This window comes from Caldalkalibacillus uzonensis (genome assembly GCF_030814135.1).
In the GTDB taxonomy this organism is placed as follows: domain Bacteria; phylum Bacillota; class Bacilli; order Caldalkalibacillales; family Caldalkalibacillaceae; genus Caldalkalibacillus; species Caldalkalibacillus uzonensis.
Window position 1 is genome coordinate 122894 of sequence record NZ_JAUSUQ010000006.1, and the last position, 19539, is coordinate 142432.

Annotated in this window: 22 protein-coding genes and 1 riboswitch; of the genes, 21 read left to right on the forward strand and 1 reads right to left on the reverse strand. The window is 48.1% G+C overall.

What is annotated here, in order from left to right; genetic code table 11:
* The first annotated feature begins 94 nt into the window (after positions 1-94).
* The 6 genes from J2S00_RS09565 to J2S00_RS09590 all read left to right on the forward strand — a co-directional run bounded on the left by J2S00_RS09565 (position 95) and on the right by J2S00_RS09590 (position 5170).
* Entirely contained in the window at positions 95-724 is a 630-nt protein-coding gene (locus J2S00_RS09565) for a stage V sporulation protein AA (RefSeq protein ID WP_307338729.1), read from the forward strand.
* Entirely contained in the window at positions 711-1139 is a 429-nt protein-coding gene (locus J2S00_RS09570; RefSeq protein ID WP_307338730.1) for a stage V sporulation protein AB, read from the forward strand. The genes J2S00_RS09565 and J2S00_RS09570 overlap by 14 nt, the downstream gene beginning before the upstream one ends.
* 67 nt (positions 1140-1206) lie before the next feature.
* On the forward strand, positions 1207-1821 hold the full coding sequence (spoVAEA, locus tag J2S00_RS09575; RefSeq protein ID WP_307338965.1) for a stage V sporulation protein SpoVABEA: 615 nt from the start codon (positions 1207-1209) through the stop codon (positions 1819-1821).
* On the forward strand, positions 1790-3268 hold the full coding sequence (locus tag J2S00_RS09580) for a spore germination protein (RefSeq protein WP_307338733.1): 1479 nt from the start codon (positions 1790-1792) through the stop codon (positions 3266-3268). Before spoVAEA ends, J2S00_RS09580 begins: the two co-directional genes overlap by 32 nt.
* A gap of 118 nt (positions 3269-3386) precedes the next feature.
* On the forward strand, positions 3387-4709 hold the full coding sequence (lysA, locus tag J2S00_RS09585) for a diaminopimelate decarboxylase (protein ID WP_307338735.1): 1323 nt from the start codon (positions 3387-3389) through the stop codon (positions 4707-4709).
* Between the two features lie 14 nt (positions 4710-4723).
* Complete coding sequence (locus tag J2S00_RS09590; protein ID WP_307338736.1) at positions 4724-5170, forward strand: peptidylprolyl isomerase; 447 nt, start codon at positions 4724-4726, stop codon at positions 5168-5170.
* Between the two features lie 183 nt (positions 5171-5353).
* Here the strand turns inward: J2S00_RS09590 and J2S00_RS09595 are convergent, their stop codons facing one another.
* A complete protein-coding gene (locus tag J2S00_RS09595) occupies positions 5354-5644 on the reverse strand; it encodes a hypothetical protein (RefSeq protein WP_307338738.1) in 291 nt (96 codons plus the stop codon).
* A 327-nt stretch (positions 5645-5971) separates the two neighbouring features.
* On the opposite strand from J2S00_RS09595, the gene J2S00_RS09600 reads away from it, so the two are divergent.
* From J2S00_RS09600 to J2S00_RS09670, 15 genes are all read left to right on the forward strand, one after another.
* The gene (locus J2S00_RS09600; RefSeq protein WP_307338740.1) at positions 5972-6328 is read left to right on the forward strand and encodes a gamma-glutamyltransferase; all 357 of its coding nucleotides are present in this window, start codon (positions 5972-5974) and stop codon (positions 6326-6328) included.
* A gap of 114 nt (positions 6329-6442) precedes the next feature.
* Positions 6443-6590: riboswitch (FMN riboswitch) on the forward strand.
* Positions 6591-6805: 215 nt separating this feature from the next.
* Positions 6806-7876, forward strand: a complete 1071-nt coding sequence (gene ribD / locus J2S00_RS09605) for a bifunctional diaminohydroxyphosphoribosylaminopyrimidine deaminase/5-amino-6-(5-phosphoribosylamino)uracil reductase RibD (RefSeq protein WP_370875859.1) — start codon at positions 6806-6808, stop codon at positions 7874-7876.
* Positions 7877-8011: 135 nt separating this feature from the next.
* Positions 8012-8683: a riboflavin synthase gene (gene ribE / locus J2S00_RS09610; RefSeq protein WP_307338743.1), complete on the forward strand. Its 672-nt coding sequence runs from the start codon at positions 8012-8014 to the stop codon at positions 8681-8683.
* Between the two features lie 110 nt (positions 8684-8793).
* The gene (locus J2S00_RS09615) at positions 8794-9990 is read left to right on the forward strand and encodes a bifunctional 3,4-dihydroxy-2-butanone-4-phosphate synthase/GTP cyclohydrolase II (RefSeq protein ID WP_307338745.1); all 1197 of its coding nucleotides are present in this window, start codon (positions 8794-8796) and stop codon (positions 9988-9990) included.
* Between the two features lie 82 nt (positions 9991-10072).
* Positions 10073-10543, forward strand: a complete 471-nt coding sequence (ribH, locus tag J2S00_RS09620) for a 6,7-dimethyl-8-ribityllumazine synthase (protein WP_307338748.1) — start codon at positions 10073-10075, stop codon at positions 10541-10543.
* A 9-nt stretch (positions 10544-10552) separates the two neighbouring features.
* Positions 10553-11311, forward strand: coding sequence for a segregation and condensation protein A (locus J2S00_RS09625; RefSeq protein ID WP_307338968.1), 759 nt, complete (start codon positions 10553-10555; stop codon positions 11309-11311).
* Positions 11301-11888: an SMC-Scp complex subunit ScpB gene (gene scpB, locus J2S00_RS09630; protein WP_307338751.1), complete on the forward strand. Its 588-nt coding sequence runs from the start codon at positions 11301-11303 to the stop codon at positions 11886-11888. Before J2S00_RS09625 ends, scpB begins: the two co-directional genes overlap by 11 nt.
* Positions 11889-12041: 153 nt before the next feature.
* Positions 12042-13172 (forward strand): D-alanyl-D-alanine carboxypeptidase family protein, encoded by a 1131-nt coding sequence (locus tag J2S00_RS09635; RefSeq protein ID WP_307338753.1) that lies wholly within the window; start codon positions 12042-12044, stop codon positions 13170-13172.
* Positions 13165-13749 (forward strand): nucleoside recognition domain-containing protein, encoded by a 585-nt coding sequence (locus tag J2S00_RS09640; protein WP_307338755.1) that lies wholly within the window; start codon positions 13165-13167, stop codon positions 13747-13749. The genes J2S00_RS09635 and J2S00_RS09640 overlap by 8 nt, the downstream gene beginning before the upstream one ends.
* A gap of 38 nt (positions 13750-13787) precedes the next feature.
* Positions 13788-14321 (forward strand): spore maturation protein, encoded by a 534-nt coding sequence (locus tag J2S00_RS09645; RefSeq protein ID WP_307338758.1) that lies wholly within the window; start codon positions 13788-13790, stop codon positions 14319-14321.
* Positions 14322-14514: 193 nt separating this feature from the next.
* The gene (locus tag J2S00_RS09650; RefSeq protein WP_307338761.1) at positions 14515-15234 is read left to right on the forward strand and encodes a pseudouridine synthase; all 720 of its coding nucleotides are present in this window, start codon (positions 14515-14517) and stop codon (positions 15232-15234) included.
* Positions 15235-15303: 69 nt separating this feature from the next.
* Positions 15304-15834 carry a thiol-disulfide oxidoreductase ResA gene (resA, locus tag J2S00_RS09655; protein ID WP_307338764.1) on the forward strand — a complete coding sequence of 177 codons (531 nt, stop codon included), beginning with the start codon at positions 15304-15306 and terminating at the stop codon, positions 15832-15834.
* A gap of 93 nt (positions 15835-15927) precedes the next feature.
* Entirely contained in the window at positions 15928-17535 is a 1608-nt protein-coding gene (gene resB / locus J2S00_RS09660) for a cytochrome c biogenesis protein ResB (RefSeq protein ID WP_307338766.1), read from the forward strand.
* Positions 17535-18752, forward strand: a complete 1218-nt coding sequence (ccsA, locus tag J2S00_RS09665; RefSeq protein ID WP_307338769.1) for a cytochrome c biogenesis protein CcsA — start codon at positions 17535-17537, stop codon at positions 18750-18752. The genes resB and ccsA overlap by 1 nt, the downstream gene beginning before the upstream one ends.
* Positions 18753-18793: 41 nt before the next feature.
* Positions 18794-19510 carry a response regulator transcription factor gene (locus J2S00_RS09670; RefSeq protein WP_307338772.1) on the forward strand — a complete coding sequence of 239 codons (717 nt, stop codon included), beginning with the start codon at positions 18794-18796 and terminating at the stop codon, positions 19508-19510.
* Positions 19511-19539 lie beyond the last annotated feature (29 nt).

A 19539-nucleotide genomic window follows, 5' to 3' on the forward strand; every position in this document is an offset into this window, starting at 1 on the left:
CGATACATGTTCCCATCCTGTTGAGAACATACTACTAAAGACCTGTACATTGTTTCACCTTGCAGCACTTGAGCAGAAAAGGGGTGTGTGTTTTATGGCCAGCAATGAGCGCCTTTACATACGCTTACGCCATCGTGTTCAGGTACAGCCCAAGCAGCACGTCTATTTTGGGGATGTTGCCCAGTATATTGTTGCGCCGGACCTTGAACAGAGATTAAGACAGATTCTTATACACACCGTAACCCCGGAGGACAAACATCTCATTGTGATTGATGTGATGAAAGTGATTGAACGTTTGCGGGAGGCCGTTCCACATCTGGAAGTGGAGATTTTGGGTCCCAACCAAACCATTTTGGAAATCGTCTATCCCCAAAAATCTCCCAAGTTTGTGCTTGTGTTATTTGTCTGGATCTTACTTTTTATCGGTTCAGGTTTAGCGATCATGAATTTTCACGAAGATGTGAGTATGTTGGCTGTCCATCAGCGTATCTACAAGATGATCACAGGAATGGAAGAACCACATCCCTTGTGGCTGCAAATTCCCTATTCCCTTGGGATCGGCATTGGCATGATTTTATTTTTTAACCATGTATTCAAAAAGCGGCTCAATGAAGAGCCAAGTCCACTGGAAGTTGAAATGTTTAATTATCAGCAAAGTCTTGACCAGTATGTTGTCATGCATGAAAACAAGGAGGTTGAAAAGAAATTGAATGACAATACTTAAAGCACTGTTGCTTATTTTAATTGGCCTTTCTGGAGGATTGGCGGTTGGGGCAGGGCTGGTGGCTTTTTTAACTGTGTTGGGGATCGTCCCCCGCCTGGCTCAAATCACCAAAACCCATGCCTTTATCCATTTGTATCAAAGTGGCATTATTGCCGGAGCTGTTTTTTGGTCCTGGATAGGTTTAAGGGAAGCAGAGCTGTACCTAGTTAAAGATGTCGTGCTTGTATACGGGTTGTTGGCCGGCATGTTCGTCGGTTTGCTCGCAGCAGCTTTAACAGAGGTGCTTAATGTATTGCCCATTTTGGCCAAGCGGATTCACATGGTGGACAAATTGGTGTGGTTATTGATGGCCATGGTGTTGGGGAAAGTACTGGGATCCCTGTTTCACTGGATGTTTTTCGCCCCGTTCTCATAAAAGCGGAAGGAGGTTTGGCCAGGTATTTGGCAGGCCAAGCAGGACTAAGCTCGGGGGGATGCTGATGATGAACAATAAGGACCGGGACATGGTCAGACGGCACATCATTATCATTACGGACGGAGATGATGTGGCCAGACAAGTGCTGCAGCAGGTGGCCAAGGATATCGGTGGCCGGTGCATCACCAGGTCTGCCGGTAATCCTACTCCTCTTTCAGGTGAAGAGATCGTGGATCTTATTCTACAGGCCAAACAGGAGCCTGTCTTAGTCATGTTTGATGATAACGGAAAGGCGGGTTATGGTAGTGGGGAATCGGCCATGTTGCAGGTGGCGATGCATCCGTCAATTGAGGTGTTAGGCGTGATTGCCGTTGCTTCAAATACGGCCCGAACCAAATGTGCCCATGCAGATGTGGTCATTGATGCAGAGGGGCGTATTGTGGAACAAGGAGTGGATAAGGACGGGGATGTGCTGCCTTCCCGCGAGAAATGCATTTTTGGCGATACGGTAGAAACCCTTGACCAGCTGCACATTCCAATTATTGTAGGGATTGGAGATATCGGCAAAATGAAGGGGCGTGATCATATCCGCTATGGGGCCCCGGTCACACACAAAGCAGTAGAAATCATTCTGGAACGGAGTGGCTGCCATGGACAAGCTAACGGAAAAGAGAACAATTGACAAGTCGCTGGAAAAAAACTATATATATATGGATGAGCGTCTAGACTTAAAGGCCAATTATGACGTAGGATGTCGTAAGTATAAGGTGGGAAACCGGGATATTCATGTCTTTTTTGTTAACGGCTTAAGTGATACAGCCAATATGACCCAGCTATTGCGCCAAATTTCTTTTGTAAATAAACCACTGACCAACGAAGGGGCTTTTAAAACGCTGTTTGAAGAAACATTGGCCAATGTCCAGGTTGAAGTGGTAGAGAGTATAGATGATTGTATTGATCAATTGCTGTCCGGATTAATGGTGATCATGGGAGAGGGATGGGAGAAGGCGCTGGTGGTGGATGTGCGCAAATACCCGGGCCGGGAACCGGAAGAACCGGATACGGAACGGGTAGTGCGAGGTTCCCGGGATGGATTTACGGAAAATATTATTCACAATACGGCCATTGTCCGCAGACGCATTCGAGATGAACGCCTGAGGATGGAGATGCATCAGGTTGGGGAACGTTCCAAAACAGATATTTGTATTTCTTATATTAAAGACATTGCCAATCCCCGCTTGGTGGAGGAGCTAAGACAACAGTTAGAAAAAATTGATGTGGACGGCATTCCCATGGGGGAGAAGGCCATTGAGGAGTTTGTGATTAAACAGGGATACAATCCTTTTCCAAAGGTTCGTTTTACTGAACGGCCCGATGTGGCTGCTGCCCATCTCTATGAAGGTCACGTTCTGATCATGGTGGATACCTCTCCAGCCGTGATTATCCTGCCCACTACTTATTTTCACCATTTGCAACATGCGGAGGAATTCCGCCAAACTCCTTTTATCGGGTTGTATGTACGCTGGATCCGCTTTATCGGCATACTGTCAGCCATCTTTCTCCTGCCTTTATACACATTGTTTGTCATGGAACCAGCGCTTCTGCCGGAGAAATTAAAATTCATCGGTCCTCAGAAAGATAACTACGCCTTGCCCATCTTTCTGCAATTTCTAATCGCCGAGTTGGGCATTGATATGATGCGCATGGCCGCGATCCATACGCCTACACCGCTGGCCACGGCGATGGGTTTGGTGGCCGCCATTTTGATTGGTGAAATTGCCATTCAGGTGGGCTTGTTTGTGCCAGAGGTGATTTTGTACTTGGCTGTGGCAGCCATTGGCACATTTGCCACGCCTTCCTATGAGGTCAGTATGGCCAATAAAATGATTCGGCTGGGCTTGCTGCTTCTGGTTGTCCTGTTTAAGGTGCCCGGTTTTGTGATTGGGGTAACGGTGACGCTTGTTGCTCTCAGCATGATGAAATCATTGCGCACCCCTTACTTGTGGCCGTTTATCCCCTTTAATCTGAAAGCCTTTGCCACCGTTATTTTGCGTTTGACCTCCTCCATGACCAAAACCAGGCCGAGCATTGTTCATCCCCTGAATAAGCGGAAACAGCCCGGCCGGTAATTTCTTAACAACGCCTGTCCCCTTAACAACCGCTTTAAAATTCTTGCCATTGTCTAGACCCCTTCTTTATGATATATTTTTAATATTCTATGGAGTCAGGAGAGGAGAACTTAGAATCATGGTGCTCTACGGAACAAGTCGTATAAACGAAAGAGGCCACCTGGAGATTGGCGGATGCGATGTGGTGGAGCTTGCTGAAGCGTACGGAACTCCGCTGATGATCTATGATGAAGTATTAATCCGCCGTCAATGCCGGGCTTTTGTCCAAGCTTTCCAAGATAAAGGGATGAAAGCGCAAGTGGCTTATGCCAGTAAAGCGTTTAGCAGTGTGGCCATGTGTCAATTAATAGAAGAAGAGGGACTGTCATTGGATGTTGTATCCGGGGGAGAACTGTATACGGCCCTGAAGGCTGGGTTTCCTCCCGAGCGAATTCATTTTCATGGCAATAATAAATCGCCGGAAGAGCTGAATATGGCCTTGGAGGCCGGAATTGGCTGTTTTGTCGTAGATAACTTTACCGAGCTGGCCATGTTGCATACTTTGGCTGAAGCGCGCAAGCAGCAGGTGAAGATCTTGCTGCGCATCACCCCCGGTGTAGAAGCCCACACCCATGATTACATTGCCACAGGGCAGGAAGATTCTAAGTTTGGGTTTGATCTGAACAGCGGGCAGGCACTACAGGCCCTCAAACAAGCTGTAAACCAGCCTTATTACCATGTTCTTGGCTTACATGCTCATATTGGCTCCCAAATTTTTGACACCAAAGCATTCCAATTAGTGATTCAGCGTTTGGCCGGGTTTGTGCAGGAAGCCGGAAACGAGCTTGGCTGGCCATTGTCTGTGCTTAACTTGGGAGGAGGCTTTGGCATTCGTTATACCAGGGAAGATACCCCTCTTTCTCCCCAAGAATATGTGTATGCGCTGTGTGACGGTGTTAAGCAAGAATGGCAGGCCATCAATCAACCGTTGCCTGAGGTATGGATCGAGCCGGGACGCAGCATTGTGGGTGAGGCAGGAACCACCGTGTATACTATTGGCGCTCATAAAGAGGTTCCCGGAGTACGTCAATACATCTCTGTAGACGGGGGAATGAGTGACAACTTGCGCGTCGCTTTGTACCAGGCCAAGTATGAGGCTTGTCTGGCCAACCGGATGACAGCGGAAAGAAGTGAAGTGTACACGGTTGCTGGCAAATTGTGTGAAACAGGAGATATTTTGATTTGGGATCTTCCTTTGCCACCTGTAAAACAAGGTGATTTGCTGGCCGTCTTTTGCACAGGCGCGTACGGCTACTCCATGGCCAACAATTACAACCGAATCCCCCGCCCGGCTGTCGTCATGACCAGAGATAGCGAGGCGCATCTCATTATTCAGCGGGAAAGCTATGAAGATCTGCTCAGACTTGATGTTCCTCTTGTGTCCAAAGTTACACAAAAGTAAGGGGAGGCGTGAATATGGCAAGTTATGCCACTATTATGATGGACAATGGTGCTGAAATTGAACTGGAGCTGTTTGACGAGGATGCTCCGGGCACGGTGGCCAATTTTGTGAAGTTGGCCAAAGAAGGATTTTATGACGGACTCACTTTTCACAGGGTGATTCCCGGTTTTGTCGCTCAAGGCGGATGCCCTCGCGGTGATGGCACCGGCGGGCCAGGTTATACCATTAAATGTGAGATCAACCCTAATAAGCATCAACGGGGTTCAGTTGCCATGGCTCATGCCGGACGTGATACCGGAGGCAGTCAGTTCTATATCTGTTACCAGCCCCAACCCCACCTGGACGGCCACCATACTGTGTTTGGCCAAGTGAAGAGCGGCATGGAACATGTGGACCAATTTGAAGGACATGACCGCATCAAAACCATTAAAGTGCGGGAAAGCGAATCAGAAACGGTTTAAATCGGGAAATGAGGATGTTTTGTATAGAAAAAAGGCTCACGTTTGCACCGTGAGCCTTCTGCTTGTTAAAGAACATTGAATGATTAGCAGAATGAAGGAAGTCAAATCATTCCGTGGCGTTTAGAAGTGGTTTAATACTATTAATCTATAAGCTCATCCCAGGTATTTTGGGTATAAATGCTTTTAAAACAGTTTATTTTTAACATCGATCAAATACTTGATGATGACACCGACAGCCCCCACTAAATAACCACCTTTGACCAGCCAGCCCGTCGGATCAAGGGGAGCCATATTGGCCAGCAAGAGTAATGGTAGCACAAAAAGAAGAAAGTTTCTTAAAAAATTTGGTAAGACGGAAAAAGAGAATGAATCGCTTTTGAAAGCCTGGTAAATACCGGCCAGCAAATTCAAACCAATAACACCTAAAACCGCCCACATCATATACAGCATCCATCCTGAAAGTGCAAAGCTCATCATTTTTTCATCCTTTCTTAAAATATTAATTGTTGCAATATTCCTGTATATAACTTATGCCACAAATCTAACCAGCGTTCTTTGGCCCAGGTGTTTTGGGCGGTTTAGGCAGACTATTAGAGTATATAAGACTTAAACGTTATCCCGGTTAAGGAAAAAATAGTTATCCATTAGGATGTCTTCCTTAAATTCGGGGAGATGGATCATAAACCCTGAAAGTCTGCTCGAATATTTTCTTCTGTGAAGGTCAACTCAACTGTAAAAGCCTAAAACGGGACTGGATCTTCCAAAGTCGTACCATTAATCGAGCAGGAGGGAAGCTTGCGGATGAATTACAAAAGTATCAGAAAGTTGATCATTAGTTTACTGATCGTGGCGCTGGTCTTCACTGCCGTTTCTACCGGGGATTTTAGTGACAGATTGCATTTTCAAGTGTTGAACGGTACAGCCAGCGCCCATGATAACACGGATTCGGAAGAAGCGTACGAGGTCACAGGAAAAAACTACGGAGTCAGTGCCGTTCATCCCTTAGCCGTTGAAGTGGGCATGGACATTTTGGAACAGGGAGGAAATGCGGTCGATGCAGCAGTGGCCGTTTCCTATGCCTTAACCGTCGTTGAGAAGCAGAACATACGGGGACTGAAACCTTGTTTTTCATTGACATTTTTCATCAGAACGAGATAACAAACCCTCCAGCAGGCCAGCTAGAGGGTTTGTTCTTTCATCAAGAAAAGAATCGATAGCCAGTGATATGGACAGCGTATACAAAAACAGGTATACTTAAGACAAACAGTATATCGATTCCTTCGGGGCAGGGTGAAATTCCCGACCGGCGGTATTAGATGAATGCTTCGAAGCATCATCTAGAGCCCGTGACCCGCGGTAAGCGGTGGATCTGGTGAGAGGCCAGAGCCGACAGTGACAGTCTGGATGGGAGAAGGAAGAACAGAGGTATAAGTTTTTTAAAGAAGATATGCTTATGCCTTAGCTTAGTATTGCTAAAAAAGCTTATCCTTGTACTGATGCTTCTAAAGGTTTTGGTTACATTCTTTGTGAGAGTATTCACAAGCATTTATGCTGACAAGCCCCGGGAACGGTCCTGGGGCATTTTTTAGCTTTAGAGGAGGAGATGGCGTGGCGACTGAGCGGGATGCCTATTACATGAAGCTGGCCTTGAGGTTGGCCGAAGCAACAAGCGGGCAAACGTCTCCCAACCCGGTTGTAGGAGCGGTGATTGTCAAAGACTTTGAGATTGTAGGCCTGGGAGCCCATCTTAAGGCCGGGGAGGCACATGCTGAAGTCCATGCCTTGGCCATGGCCGGAGAAAAAGCACAAGGAGCCACTCTGTATGTTACACTTGAGCCTTGCAGCCACCATGGCACGACTCCGCCCTGTGCCGATGCTGTGATTGAGGCGGGGATCAGGCGGGTGGTCATTGCGGCTACCGATCCCAATCCTCTGGTCAGCGGTCGGGGTGTGGAAAAGCTGAAAGCTGCTGGCTTGGCAGTCGAAGTGGGTTTGTTTAGAGAGGAAGCCGAACGGTTAAATGAAATTTTTAATTACTATATCGTCCACAAGAGGCCGTTTGTCACGTTAAAAACAGCCACCACCCTTGACGGCAAGATTGCCACGGTGACTGGCGAGAGCCAGTGGATTACAGGTGAAGAAGCACGGGCCGATGTCCATCGTTTGCGCCATCAGTATGATGCCATTTTGGTCGGGGTGAATACTGTCCTGCGTGACAATCCCCGCTTGACAACCCGCATTGCCGGGCAGCCTGGGCGGCACCCTGTGCGAGTTGTACTAGACTCCAAGTTAAGAACACCGCTTGATGCCCATGTTGCTCGGACGGAGGAAGTACCCACCTGGATTTTTACAACGGACCAGGCCCCAAAAGAGCATGTGCAAGCATTACAGGCGCAAGGGGTGAAGGTAATCAAAGTCTCTTCCGGCTCACGAGTGGATGTGGAACAGGTCCTGGCTTATTTGGGAGAGCAGCGCATTGCCTCAGTTCTGGTTGAAGGCGGGGGAGAGGTGAACGCTTCGTTTCTCCAAGGCGGCTTTGTTAACAAGGTTGTCGCCTATTTATCGCCCAAGCTGATTGGCGGTAACGAAGCACCCGGTGCTTTTCGCGGTCAAGGGGTACTGTCTTTGGCTCAGAGCCTGGCCCTAAAAGATGTCAGAGTGGAACCCCTGGGAGAGGATATAAAGGTGATCGGTTACCTTAAGTGATGTGATGATTGATTGAGTATCTTGGTTATAAATGTAAACACTTATGACTAAACCCGAAGGAATGATGTCTGTTGATCCGGCTGGCCATACGAGGCTGGTGAGTGATCAGTCACCTGAGAAATGGAGGGGCAAGGGATGTTTACAGGAATTGTGGAGGAGATAGGAACGATCAAAGCTGTTAACAAAGGGCCTGACTGCTCTCAGCTGGTGATCGGTGCGAAGAAAATTTTGGAGGATGTCAATACTGGGGACAGCATCGCGGTAAACGGGGTGTGTCTCACTGTGACGGCTTATAACCGGGACAGCTTTCAAGTGGATGTGATGCCTGAAACATTAAAGGCAACCAGTTTGCGTAACGTGAAAAGCGGGAGCAAGGTGAACCTTGAGCGGGCCATGCAGGCCAATGGGCGTTTTGGCGGCCACATTGTCTCCGGTCATGTGGACGGTACAGGCATGATTACTAAGATTGAGCCTCACAGTAATGCCGTTTATTTTTCTGTTAAAACCCCGCCTGAGCTCATGAAATACCTTGTGCCCAAAGGATCCATCACCGTTGACGGCATCAGCTTGACGGTAGTGGAAGTGGGAGAGACCCATTTTTCGGTCTCCATTATTCCCCACACCTTGTCTGAAACCATCCTGCATACAAAGCAAGTAGGCGATATTGTGAACCTGGAATGTGACATGTTAGCCAAATACTTGGAGCGCTTGCTGGCGGTGCGCGGCACCTCTGCCGGTGGGAGTGGCGATGCTAGTGAGAAAAAGGGATTGACAAGGGAAACACTGGAACGAAACGGGTATCTTTAGAATGGCGAAACTGGACATCTGCGAAAACAGAGCGTTATCAGCGCCTATAGTTTATCCGCAATCCGTTTTATGATCAAGATTGTAAAGCTGGCTAGATGAGGGGTGAGATCATGTTTGATTCAATTGAAGAAGCCATTTATGAGCTGATGCAAGGGCACGTGATTATTGTTGTTGATGATGAAGACCGTGAAAACGAAGGGGATTTTGTGGCCTTGGCTGAAAAATGCACCCCTGAAATTATTAATTTTATGATTACCCATGGGCGGGGGCTTGTCTGTGTCCCGTTAACTGAGCAGCGGGCCAGAGAGCTGGACTTGCATCCTATGGTAGACTGGAACACGGATCCCCATGGCACTGCTTTTACCGTTTCCGTCGATTATAAAACAACCACCACAGGCATCTCGGCTCATGAACGTTCTGATACCATACAGGCGCTCATAGATCCCCAAGTGAAAAAAACAGACTTTAAACGTCCCGGCCATATCTTTCCTCTGATTGCCAAGGAAGGCGGGGTGTTGCGGCGGGCCGGCCATACGGAAGCCGCAGTGGACCTGGCCCGGATGTGCGGGGCCTATCCCGCCGGCATCATTTGTGAGATTATGAATGAAGACGGAACCATGGCCCGGGTGCCCCAGCTGCGCAAAATTGCCGACAAATTTGACTTGAAATTGATCACCATTAAGGATTTAATCAAATATCGGAACAAAAAAGATACATTAATCAAACGGGAAGTGGAAGTTGATCTTCCCACCGAGTATGGCAAGTTTAAGGTGATGGCTTACAGCAATGTGGTGGACAACAAAGAACACCTTGCCTTGGTGAAAGGAACGATTGACCCGGACAAACCTACTTTGGTCCGGGTGCACTCCGAATGTTTAACCGGGGATGTATTTGGCTCTTACCGCTGTGATTGCGGTCCCCAACTGCATGCTGCCCTGAAGCAGATTGAAGCAGAAGGCAACGGCGTTCTTTTGTATATGCGCCAGGAGGGACGGGGCATCGGCCTGATCAACAAATTGAAAGCTTATACTCTGCAAGACAAAGGGTTGGATACGGTGGAGGCTAATGAGAAACTAGGTTTTGCCCCGGATTTGAGAGATTACGGCATTGGCGCCCAAATCTTAAAAGATGTGGGAGTGCGCAAAATGCGTCTGTTAACTAATAATCCCCGTAAAATCACAGGGTTGGAAGGATATGACCTTGAGGTTGTCGAAAGAGTACCTATCCAGACTGAAATTCATCAGGAAAACCGCAGATATTTACAGGCCAAAAAATCAAAGCTGGGCCATTTACTGCACATGGACTAAGAGTGAACCATATCTAAACTTATCCAAACTTGCGGCAGTCGCTTCACCTGTATCAATCATAAAGAAAAAGGAGAGAAAGCACATGGGACAAACCTTTGAAGGGCATTTAGTCGGAACTGGTTTGAAAGTGGGGATTGTTGTCGGACGGTTCAATGAATTTATTACTCATAAATTGCTGGGAGGCGCACAGGATGCCCTGATCAGACACGGGGTGGACAAAGAGGTGATCGATGTGGCCTGGGTGCCGGGGGCTTTTGAAATTCCCCTGGCTGCCAAGCGTATGGCTGAAACAGGGGAGTATGATGCCATTGTGGCCCTGGGATGTGTCATTCGCGGCTCCACCCCCCATTTTGACTATGTCTGCAGTGAAGTATCCAAAGGTGTTTCCCGCCTCAATCTGGACCTGGACCTCCCCGTTATCTTCGGGGTGATCACCGCCGACACCATTGAACAAGCCGTAGAACGGGCCGGTACAAAAGCTGGCAACAAAGGCTGGGAAGCTGCTGTGACCGCCATTGAGATGGCCAATTTACTGCAACAATTGAAGCGTTAAGTGATGCCTATGTTACAAATTAAACTGGACTCATTTGAGGGGCCCCTGGATTTGCTTCTGCATCTGATTGATAAGGCCGAAGTGGATATATATGATATCTCAGTCTCAGAGATTACGGATCAATATGTGGCCTATATTCACCAAATGCAACAACTGGAACTGGAGATTGCCAGCGAGTTTTTGGTGATGGCGGCCACGCTCCTGGCCATTAAGAGCAAGATGTTGCTGCCCAAAAAGGAGGAGTACACCTTTCAGCCCATGCTGGACATGGAACTGGAAGAAGAATATGATCCCCGGGAAGAGTTAATCCAGCGTCTTGTGCAATACAAGAAGTATAAACAGCTGGCTGCTTTGCTTAGGGAAGAGGAAGCCAAGCGCAGCCAGATTTACACCCGGCCAGCCGAAGATTTAACCGCTTTTGTTGACCGGGACGATGTCAATCCGGTGGCTAATGTCAGCCTGTTCGACCTGGTGGATGCACTCCAAGAAGTGTTGAAGAAAAAGGAAGAGGAACCCCTGAGCAAGGTGGAAAGGGACGAAATTTCCGTCAGTGAACGGATGAAAGAGATCAAAGACCGCCTGGTACGGGAACGGGAGATAACCTTTAACCAGTTATTTCAAGGCAAGCGGAGTAAAACACAGATAGTGGTCACTTTCCTTGCCCTCTTAGAGTTAATGAAAAAGAAGGAAGTGATTTGCCGGCAGGACCGGTTGTTTGCTGAGATTAAAATCTCGCTTGCGATGGAGGTACACGCCTATGGATCGTAAACAGCTTTTGTCAGTCATCGAAGGATTGCTCTTTGTCGCCGGTGATGAAGGCTTGGAAGCCAAACAAATTGCTGATGTCCTGGAGATTAGAAAAGAAGCGGTTCCCCAGCTGATAGAGGAGATGAAGAAGCAGTTTAAACAACAAAACAGAGGGATTCAAGTGATTGAGATTGCCGGATCCTATCAGTTGACGACACGGCCGGAGCACGCTCCTTATTTTGAAAAACTTGCTTATTCTCCCTCCCATGCCACCTTGTCCCAAGCAGCCCTGGAGACGCTGGCCATTATTGCCTACAAGCAGCCGGTAACCCGGGCCGAGGTGGAGGAAGTGCGGGGCGTGAAAAGTGAAAAAGCGATTAATACCTTGCTGAACAAGTCATTAATCAGAGAAGTAGGACGTAAAGAAGGAACCGGACGGGCTATTCTGTATGGCACAACCAAGGAGTTCCTGGATTACTTCGGTTTGAACAGCCTTGATGACTTGCCTGAGCTGCCCGAGGACATCGATATGGACCAAGTGAAGGAGGAAGCCAATTTCCTGTTTTCTACCCCTCCCTCACAGATGCAGGAGGGATAAACCCTGTCTTTCTCCAATGGCTAAGGTCATTGGGGGACAGGGTTTATTTGCGTGATCAACCCGATGCCACGTTTTCAGTGTTCTATTCACCCTGGTTAAGCATATACTTGTACCAGCGTGTTTTAAGACTGGGATCAAGTGGTGGAGGGTGTTATGGTGATACAACGACAGATCATGATTGTGCTGGTGATGATACTTTCTGTCCTGCTGGCACCTTACCCGGCCGGTGCCGAGCCGGATGTATCTGCTCAGGCGGCCATATTGATGGATGCAGAATCCGGGCGTGTATTATTTGAGAAAAATGCTTATGAGCCGCTGCGTATTGCCAGCATTACCAAAATCATGACGGCGATTGTTGCCCTTGAGCATGGCGATTTAGAGGATGTGGTCACCACCTCTAAAAACGCCTATGGTGTGGAAGGTTCATCCATTTATCTTAGGCTGGGAGAAAAAATGACCTTGGAAGATCTGCTTTACGGTCTCATGCTTCGCTCAGGCAATGATGCAGCAATTGCCATCGCCGAGCATGTGGGAGGATCTGTAGAGGGCTTTGTCTTTTTAATGAATCAAAAAGCGGAAGAGTTAGGGATGCAGCAGACTCTGTTCAGCAATCCCCACGGCCTGGACACTCATGAGGAGCATTATTCAACCGCTTATGATATGGCTTTGCTCACCGCGTATGCCATGCAAAATGAGACTTTTGCCGAGATAGTGTCCACACAAAAGAAGACCGCCCCTTTGGAAGGAGAGAAATGGGACCGGGTTTGGTATAACAAAAACCGCTTGCTTTCCATGTATCCCTATGCTGATGGCGTGAAAACGGGATATACCCAACGTGCCAATCGGACGCTGGTCTCCTCAGCAACTAAAGATGGCCACCGCTTGATTGCTGTGACATTAAATGCACCCGATGATTGGAATGATCACATCAATATGTTTGAATACGGGTTTCAGAACTATACCCTGGTTACCTTGGCAGAAGAGGGGGAAACACTTAGGGATGAGCGTTTTGAGAGGACAGATGGCCACTTCAAATATCTGAATGACTTTCGCTATCCCCTGCGTGAGGATGAACATCTCCAAAAACAGATTGTGATCGATCCCGCCTTTAAGCAAGAGGAGTTGGAGACGATTCCCAATCCAGCAGGCTATATCCATTACATTTTGGATAATGAACAGATCGGCCGAACACCAGTAGGATTTTTCTCTGTTGAACAGGATGTCTCTGTCTGGCAAAGATTCAGAAGCATTTTTGACAACTTGCTGGGTGTTGGACATGGTTAATCTCATCTGGTTCAGTCTGATCGTCATCGGCATCATCGTTGCCGCTCTAGAAGGGAACTTACAAAAAGTGAATGAAGCTGCCTTTGAAGGAGCTAAGGCAGGGGTGACCATATGTTTTGGGCTGATCAGCATTTTGGTGTTTTGGCTGGGCATGATGAAAATAGCACAGGAATCAGGTCTGTTACAAATTTTTGCCAAGATACTTAGCCCTCTTGCCCGGCGGCTGTTTCCTGATGTGCCCAAGGATCACCCGGCTATGGGTTACATCCTGGCCAATATGAGTGCCAATTTGTTTGGTCTGGGCAATGCGGCCACCCCCATGGGCATCAAAGCGATGGAAGAGCTGCAAAAGTTAAATCCAGACAAAGAACGGGCCACGCCTGCCATGATCACCCTGATGGCGCTGAATACGTCCAGCATTACGCTGATTCCGACCACGATTATTGCCATCCGCCTCAACTACGGCTCCAGTAACGCAGTGGAAATTGTGGGAACCACGTTGTTTGCGACTTTGTGTTCCACTCTTATTGCTATTTTGGTAGACCGCTACTGCCGCCGGAATTATGGATACAAATGATTAGCAGTGGTTTGGAAGAAAGAGGGGGAGGAGGATGAATGTATACACTGATTACGACCATTTCAGTCTGGGCCATTCCAACGTTAATTTGTTTTATTCTGGTCTATGGCCTGATCAAAGGTTTGCCAGTTTATGAAACCTTTGTAGAGGGGGCCAAGGACGGATTTGGTACGGCGGTCAACATCATCCCCCATCTCGTTGGTATGATGGTGGCCGTCTCCATCTTTCGGGCCTCAGGCGCTTTGGACTATCTGCTGGCCTTTATGTCTCCAGTGTTGTCTGTTTTGCATATCCCTGCCGAGATTGTGCCGTTGGCCATGATCAGACCCATCTCTGGTGCAGGGGCGTTGGCTATCACTTCAGATTTAATTGAACAGTATGGACCGGACTCTTTTATTGGACGTTTGGCCTCCACCATGCAAGGCAGTACCGATACCACCCTGTATGTACTAACTGTTTACTTTGGGGCGATTGGCGTACGCAAAATCGGGTACGCCCTTAAAGTGGGACTGTTGGCAGACTTGGCCGGAGCCATTGCTGCCATTATCATTGTCACCATTGTGTTTGGATAATGGTCTGGGAAACAAGGAATCTTAAGCCGGGAAAACAGAAACCCGGCTTTTTGTTTCGCTTAAAATGGTCAAAACTAATAATGCACGACATTGAGATGCGTGACCGCGCTTTGCCGAATGAGGATTCTCAACTTGCTCTTCTGCTTGTCCTCTTGTAACAATCAGGGTAAGATGACTTATGAGGTGACAACACATGGAACGATTGCAAAAAGTATTGGCCCATGCCGGCGTAGCTTCCCGGCGCAAAGCGGAAGAGTTGATTAAAGCAGGAAAAGTGAAAGTGAACGGGCAAGTGGTCAGCCAATTGGGGACACTTGTTGATCCTGAGCAAGATCAGATTGCAGTAAACGAAAAAGAGATTGATACCGAGCGGAAGGTGTATTATTTGTTTTATAAGCCCACAGGTGTGATCACCAGTGTCAGGGATCCCCAGGGCAGACCTGTGGTTATGGATTTTTTCAGGCAGGTTCCGGAGCGGATCTATCCTGTGGGACGCTTGGACAGGGATACTTCCGGTCTGTTGATTCTGACCAATGACGGCGAGTTGGCCCACCGCTTGATGCATCCTTCTTTTCATGTGGATAAAGTTTACCGGGTCACTGTTCAAGGCATACCTAAGAAGCAAAAATTAAACAAGCTGGAGCGGGGCATCAGATTGAGAGATGGTTGGACAGCTCCTGCCAAAGTGGAGTGCCTCCAGCAAGATATTAAGCAAAACATAGCGGTAGTGCGCATCACCATTCATGAAGGGCGCAAACGGCAGGTGCGGCGCATGTTTAAGGCCATCGGCCATCCGGTACTGGCCTTGCACCGGGAGCAATATGCTTTTTTAACCTTGAAGGGACTAAAAGAAGGGGAGTACCGGCAGCTTGATGCGGAAGAAGTGAAACGCTTAAAGGCGCTCGTCACATAACGTTCACATTTAGATGAGGGGCACAGTTGTGGTGATTTGTTATAATGAAGGCAAAAGGAGGCGTCTGAGATGCGAAATAAACGGTATCTCCTGCGCGTGATTGTCTTGGGCATTATTGTTTTGGCCATTGGCAGTGCCTTTTTTACTGCTTATACCTCTGATGACACGCCGGTCAAAATTGGTGAACCTGCCCCTGACTTTGTCTTGGAAAACTTGCAAGGCGAACAGGTCCGGCTCAGTGATTACAAGGGGAAAGGGGTATTTATTAATTTCTGGGCTACCAATTGTCCGCCCTGCCGGGAAGAGATGCCGTACATGGAGACTCAATACCAACAATTTAAAGACAGGGGAGTCGAAATTATGGCGATTAATATTGCCGAATCACGCCTGGCTGCTTCCCGTTTTGCCGAGCGGTACGGACTCTCTTTTCCCATCTTGCTGGATCAGGACCGCAGTGTCACCCACCGTTACGGAGTGATCCCCATTCCGTCATCTTTCTTTGTGGATGAAAACGGTATTGTGGTTGCCAAAGTGGAGGGCATGATGAGCGAGGAGATGATTAAGGAAAAGATGGAATCGATCGTCCCGCACGGAAAGTAATGAGTCTCGTCTTAACGGCTGTCATGTTCAATTTATAGATCTTCTGCACAAGCCCACCTTCTGCACACTGATAATGAAGTAGGTGAATCCAACATGGAACAATTACACTGTGAGTGTGGACATGTCAATCCCGCCGGAACGGAGCTTTGTGAACAATGCGGAAAACCATTTGATGATGAAAACGGCCTTCTAAATATGCGCTATGAAGGAGCCGCTTTGCGGTCCAAGAAAAAACAGCAAACATTGATTGATCAAATTTGGAACTTTTTCGCTTCGGTTAAAGTGGGGGTATGGCTGTTGGTCATTACCCTCATCGCTTCCATGCTGGGCACGGTTTATCCCCAGCAGATGTACATTCCGTCGACCGCCGATCCGTATGAATACTACCCGGAAAATTACGGATTTGGGGGCTTTTTATATGTGACCCTGGGCTTTCATAACCTGTACAGTTCCTGGTGGTATGTGACCCTGCTGGTTTTGATCGGTATTTCCATCACGGTGGCCAGCATTGACCGCGGCGTTCCCTTGTACAGGGCCCTGAAAAGGCAGCGGGTCAAACGCCATCCCCAGTTCCTGAAACGCCAGCGGATCAGTGGCCAAACGACAGTAGAAGAGCCAGCACAGGTGTTGGAACAGGCCAAACAGGCCTTGGCCAAAATGCGTTATAAGGTACGGGAAGATGACGGGGCTGTGATGGGAGAAAAAAACCGCTTCAGCCGCTGGGGTGCGTATGTGGTTCACCTGGGCTTGATTATACTGTTGTTGGGGGCCCTGTTACGTGTGATTCCTGGATTTACACTGGAACAGTATGTTTGGATCAGGGATGGTGAAACGGTGCCTGTGCCTGGCACTGATAACCGTTTCTACATTCAGAGTGAAGGTTTCACCTTAAAAGTGTATGATGAAGAAGTGGCCGGTGAAGAGGCGGAAGGAGAGCGGCAGCGTTTCATTCCTGAAGATTTCATTACGGAGGCCGTGCTGTACGAAAATATGGCAGATGCGTCAGGGCAAATGAACCTGCAAAAAGTAAAGGAGCATACTATTCGGGTTAACCATCCGCTGCGCTATGAGGGTCTCTCGTTTTACCAGTCTGATTATGTTATGAACGAATTTAGCGCGTTCACGTTCGCCTTGACGGAGAAAGAGACGGGTGAGGTGATCGGGCGGCTGACTGTTGATCTGTTTGATCCGGCTCCTGCATATCACTTGGATGGGGGCTATGAGGTTCACTTACTGGAGTATTACCCCGACTTTGAAATGGATGCTAGGCAGCAGCCTCAAACCAAAAGCCGGATTCCCAATAACCCTGCCTTCATTTTCAAAACTGTCACTCCGGACAACCCTGAGGGTGAAAAAAGCATGGTGCTGATCGGACAAACCATAGAAATGCCGGGGCAAGAAAATCAATATGCCTTGAAGATCAGCGATGTGGAGTTTAATCATGTGACCGGATTAATGGTGCGCAAGGAACGGAGTTTGCCCGTGATTTATGTTGGTTTGGGCATTACGATGATCGGTTTGATCATGTGTTTCTACTGGCAGTACCGGCGGATTTGGCTCCAGCAAGAAGGCAGTCAGATTTTGCTGGCAGCCCATACCAACAAGAACTGGTTCGGGTTTAAAAAAGAAGTTGGGCAATTGATTGATCAGGTGGGTCTTCCCCTTGACAAGGAGACTCTGGACAAGGAGGAATCAAGCTGATGAATGAGACATTAATCAGTTTCAGCAGCACCTCATTACTGACAGCGTTTATTCTCTACCTGGTATCTACTGTGTTTTTCGTATTTACCGTGACAGGACGAACAAAATCTGCACAGGAAAAACAGAAGATTAAACAAAAGTGGGGCAGGCTAGGGTTTGCTCTGACCACTGTCGGATTTATTTTGCATGCAGCTTACTATATCATGCGCTGGATCGGTCAGGGGCACGCCCCTGTTAGCTCCATGTTCGAGTTTATGAGCTTTTTGGCCATGATGACAGTGCTGGGCTTTATAATTATATATAATATGTATAAGACCACGACGCTTGGCGTTTTTGTTTTGCCGTTGGCTGTGACACTATTGGGCTGGGCCTCGGTCTTTGATACAACACCCCAGCCGCTGATTCCAGCTCTGCAAAGCCATTGGTTAAAATTGCACGTGTCAACAGTTGCTTTGGGTGAAGGTTTGTTCGCTGTCGGTTTTGCGGCCGGACTGATGTATATTATCCGTACGGTTGATCAGAACAAATCATCCTGGCACACCGTTACCCTCGAATGGTGTTTGGCATCTATTTTAATGCTGGTTGGCTTTATTGCCCTTGTTATCACGTTCTCTGCCCTGGATTACGAAGTTCAGTTTAATTACATCAACGAGCGCGGACAGGAGCAGGTGATTACCTATGCCTTGCCTGCTTTGGCCGGACCTTACCAAGGGGAGCAATTGACGCCGGAGCGCATGAGCCCGCTGATTGAAACGCCGTCCTGGATGCAGGGACGGGATGCCCCACGCAAATTTAATACTTTGGTCTGGTCCGTGCTGTGCGGGGGAGTCATGTACTTACTTTTGCGCCTGTTGGCCAGGAAGCGGCTGGGTGCGGTCATTCAGCCCTGGCTGGCCGACTTAAAACCCTCCATGCTGGATGAGATCAGTTACCGGGCTATTGTTATTGCTTTTCCTATCTTTACCCTGGGCGGCCTTGTCTTTGCCATGATTTGGGCTGAAGAAGCTTGGGGCCGGTTCTGGGGCTGGGACCCCAAAGAAGTTTGGGCCCTGATTACCTGGCTGTTTTATGCAGCCTATCTCCATCTGCGCTTAACCAAGGGCTGGGAGGGCCTGAAATCAGCCTGGTTAGCCGTGCTTGGATTTGTCATTATTATGTTCAACCTGGTATTTGTCAACCTGGTGATATCCGGTCTGCACTCCTATGTATCAGGTTAACAGGGTTTTAAAGTTTATCTTAATCCGTGGAGGAGATGTCAATGGATAAAAATGCCCGCATTCTGGTTGTAGACGACGAGGAAAGAATCAGACGTTTGCTGCGCATGTATCTTGAAAAGGAAAATATGATCATCGATGAGGCTGAAGATGGAGAAGAGGCATTGAAGAAAGCATTGAATGAGGATTATGATTTGATCATGTTGGACTTAATGTTACCCAAACTGAATGGGATCGAAGTATGTAAAAAGCTGCGTGAGAAAAAAGCAACCCCTGTGATTATGATTACAGCCCGCGGCGAAGAGTCCAACCGTATTCAAGGCTTTGAAGTGGGGGCAGATGACTATGTAGTCAAACCATTCAGCCCACGGGAAACTGTAGCGCGGGTCAAGGCCGTTCTGCGCCGTGCCTCGGAAACCGCCTATCTCAGTACTGATCAAAAAGCGAAAAACATGCTTGTCTTTCCCCATATAACCATTGATCATGATGCCCATGAAGTGATTGTAGATGAACAAGAGGTGGCCTTAACCCCCAAGGAGTACGATCTTCTGTACTATTTGGCTTCTTCTCCCAATAAAGTGTTTTCAAGGGAGCAGTTACTCAAAGATGTGTGGAATTATGAGTTCTTTGGGGACCTGAGAACCGTTGATACGCACATCAAGCGTTTACGTGAAAAACTGAACAAGCACTCCCCGGAGGCAGCTAAAATGATTGCAACAGTGTGGGGGGTAGGCTATAAACTAGAGGTGCCGGCCAAGTGAGTATCTTGTGGCGCAGTGTGGTAGGAAAG

Bases quoted from the DNA above. Each gene is read 5' to 3' on its own strand.
- resB (WP_307338766.1), top strand. From the start codon at position 15,928: ATGGAACAATTACACTGTGAGTGTGGACATGTCAATCCCGCCGGAACG.
- J2S00_RS09600 (WP_307338740.1), top strand. From the start codon at position 5,972: ATGAATTACAAAAGTATCAGAAAGTTGATCATTAGTTTACTGATCGTG.
- J2S00_RS09615 (WP_307338745.1), top strand. From the start codon at position 8,794: ATGTTTGATTCAATTGAAGAAGCCATTTATGAGCTGATGCAAGGGCAC.
- J2S00_RS09595 (WP_307338738.1), bottom strand. From the start codon at position 5,644: ATGAGCTTTGCACTTTCAGGATGGATGCTGTATATGATGTGGGCGGTT.
- spoVAEA (WP_307338965.1), top strand. From the start codon at position 1,207: ATGAACAATAAGGACCGGGACATGGTCAGACGGCACATCATTATCATT.
- J2S00_RS09565 (WP_307338729.1), top strand. From the start codon at position 95: ATGGCCAGCAATGAGCGCCTTTACATACGCTTACGCCATCGTGTTCAG.
- J2S00_RS09640 (WP_307338755.1), top strand. From the start codon at position 13,165: ATGGTTAATCTCATCTGGTTCAGTCTGATCGTCATCGGCATCATCGTT.
- J2S00_RS09590 (WP_307338736.1), top strand. From the start codon at position 4,724: ATGGCAAGTTATGCCACTATTATGATGGACAATGGTGCTGAAATTGAA.
- ribH (WP_307338748.1), top strand. From the start codon at position 10,073: ATGGGACAAACCTTTGAAGGGCATTTAGTCGGAACTGGTTTGAAAGTG.
- scpB (WP_307338751.1), top strand. From the start codon at position 11,301: ATGGATCGTAAACAGCTTTTGTCAGTCATCGAAGGATTGCTCTTTGTC.
- J2S00_RS09580 (WP_307338733.1), top strand. From the start codon at position 1,790: ATGGACAAGCTAACGGAAAAGAGAACAATTGACAAGTCGCTGGAAAAA.
- ccsA (WP_307338769.1), top strand. From the start codon at position 17,535: ATGAATGAGACATTAATCAGTTTCAGCAGCACCTCATTACTGACAGCG.
- J2S00_RS09570 (WP_307338730.1), top strand. From the start codon at position 711: ATGACAATACTTAAAGCACTGTTGCTTATTTTAATTGGCCTTTCTGGA.
- J2S00_RS09670 (WP_307338772.1), top strand. From the start codon at position 18,794: ATGGATAAAAATGCCCGCATTCTGGTTGTAGACGACGAGGAAAGAATC.
- J2S00_RS09635 (WP_307338753.1), top strand. From the start codon at position 12,042: ATGGTGATACAACGACAGATCATGATTGTGCTGGTGATGATACTTTCT.
- J2S00_RS09645 (WP_307338758.1), top strand. From the start codon at position 13,788: ATGTATACACTGATTACGACCATTTCAGTCTGGGCCATTCCAACGTTA.
- resA (WP_307338764.1), top strand. From the start codon at position 15,304: ATGCGAAATAAACGGTATCTCCTGCGCGTGATTGTCTTGGGCATTATT.
- J2S00_RS09650 (WP_307338761.1), top strand. From the start codon at position 14,515: ATGGAACGATTGCAAAAAGTATTGGCCCATGCCGGCGTAGCTTCCCGG.
- ribD (WP_370875859.1), top strand. From the start codon at position 6,806: ATGAAGCTGGCCTTGAGGTTGGCCGAAGCAACAAGCGGGCAAACGTCT.
- lysA (WP_307338735.1), top strand. From the start codon at position 3,387: ATGGTGCTCTACGGAACAAGTCGTATAAACGAAAGAGGCCACCTGGAG.
- J2S00_RS09625 (WP_307338968.1), top strand. From the start codon at position 10,553: ATGTTACAAATTAAACTGGACTCATTTGAGGGGCCCCTGGATTTGCTT.
- ribE (WP_307338743.1), top strand. From the start codon at position 8,012: ATGTTTACAGGAATTGTGGAGGAGATAGGAACGATCAAAGCTGTTAAC.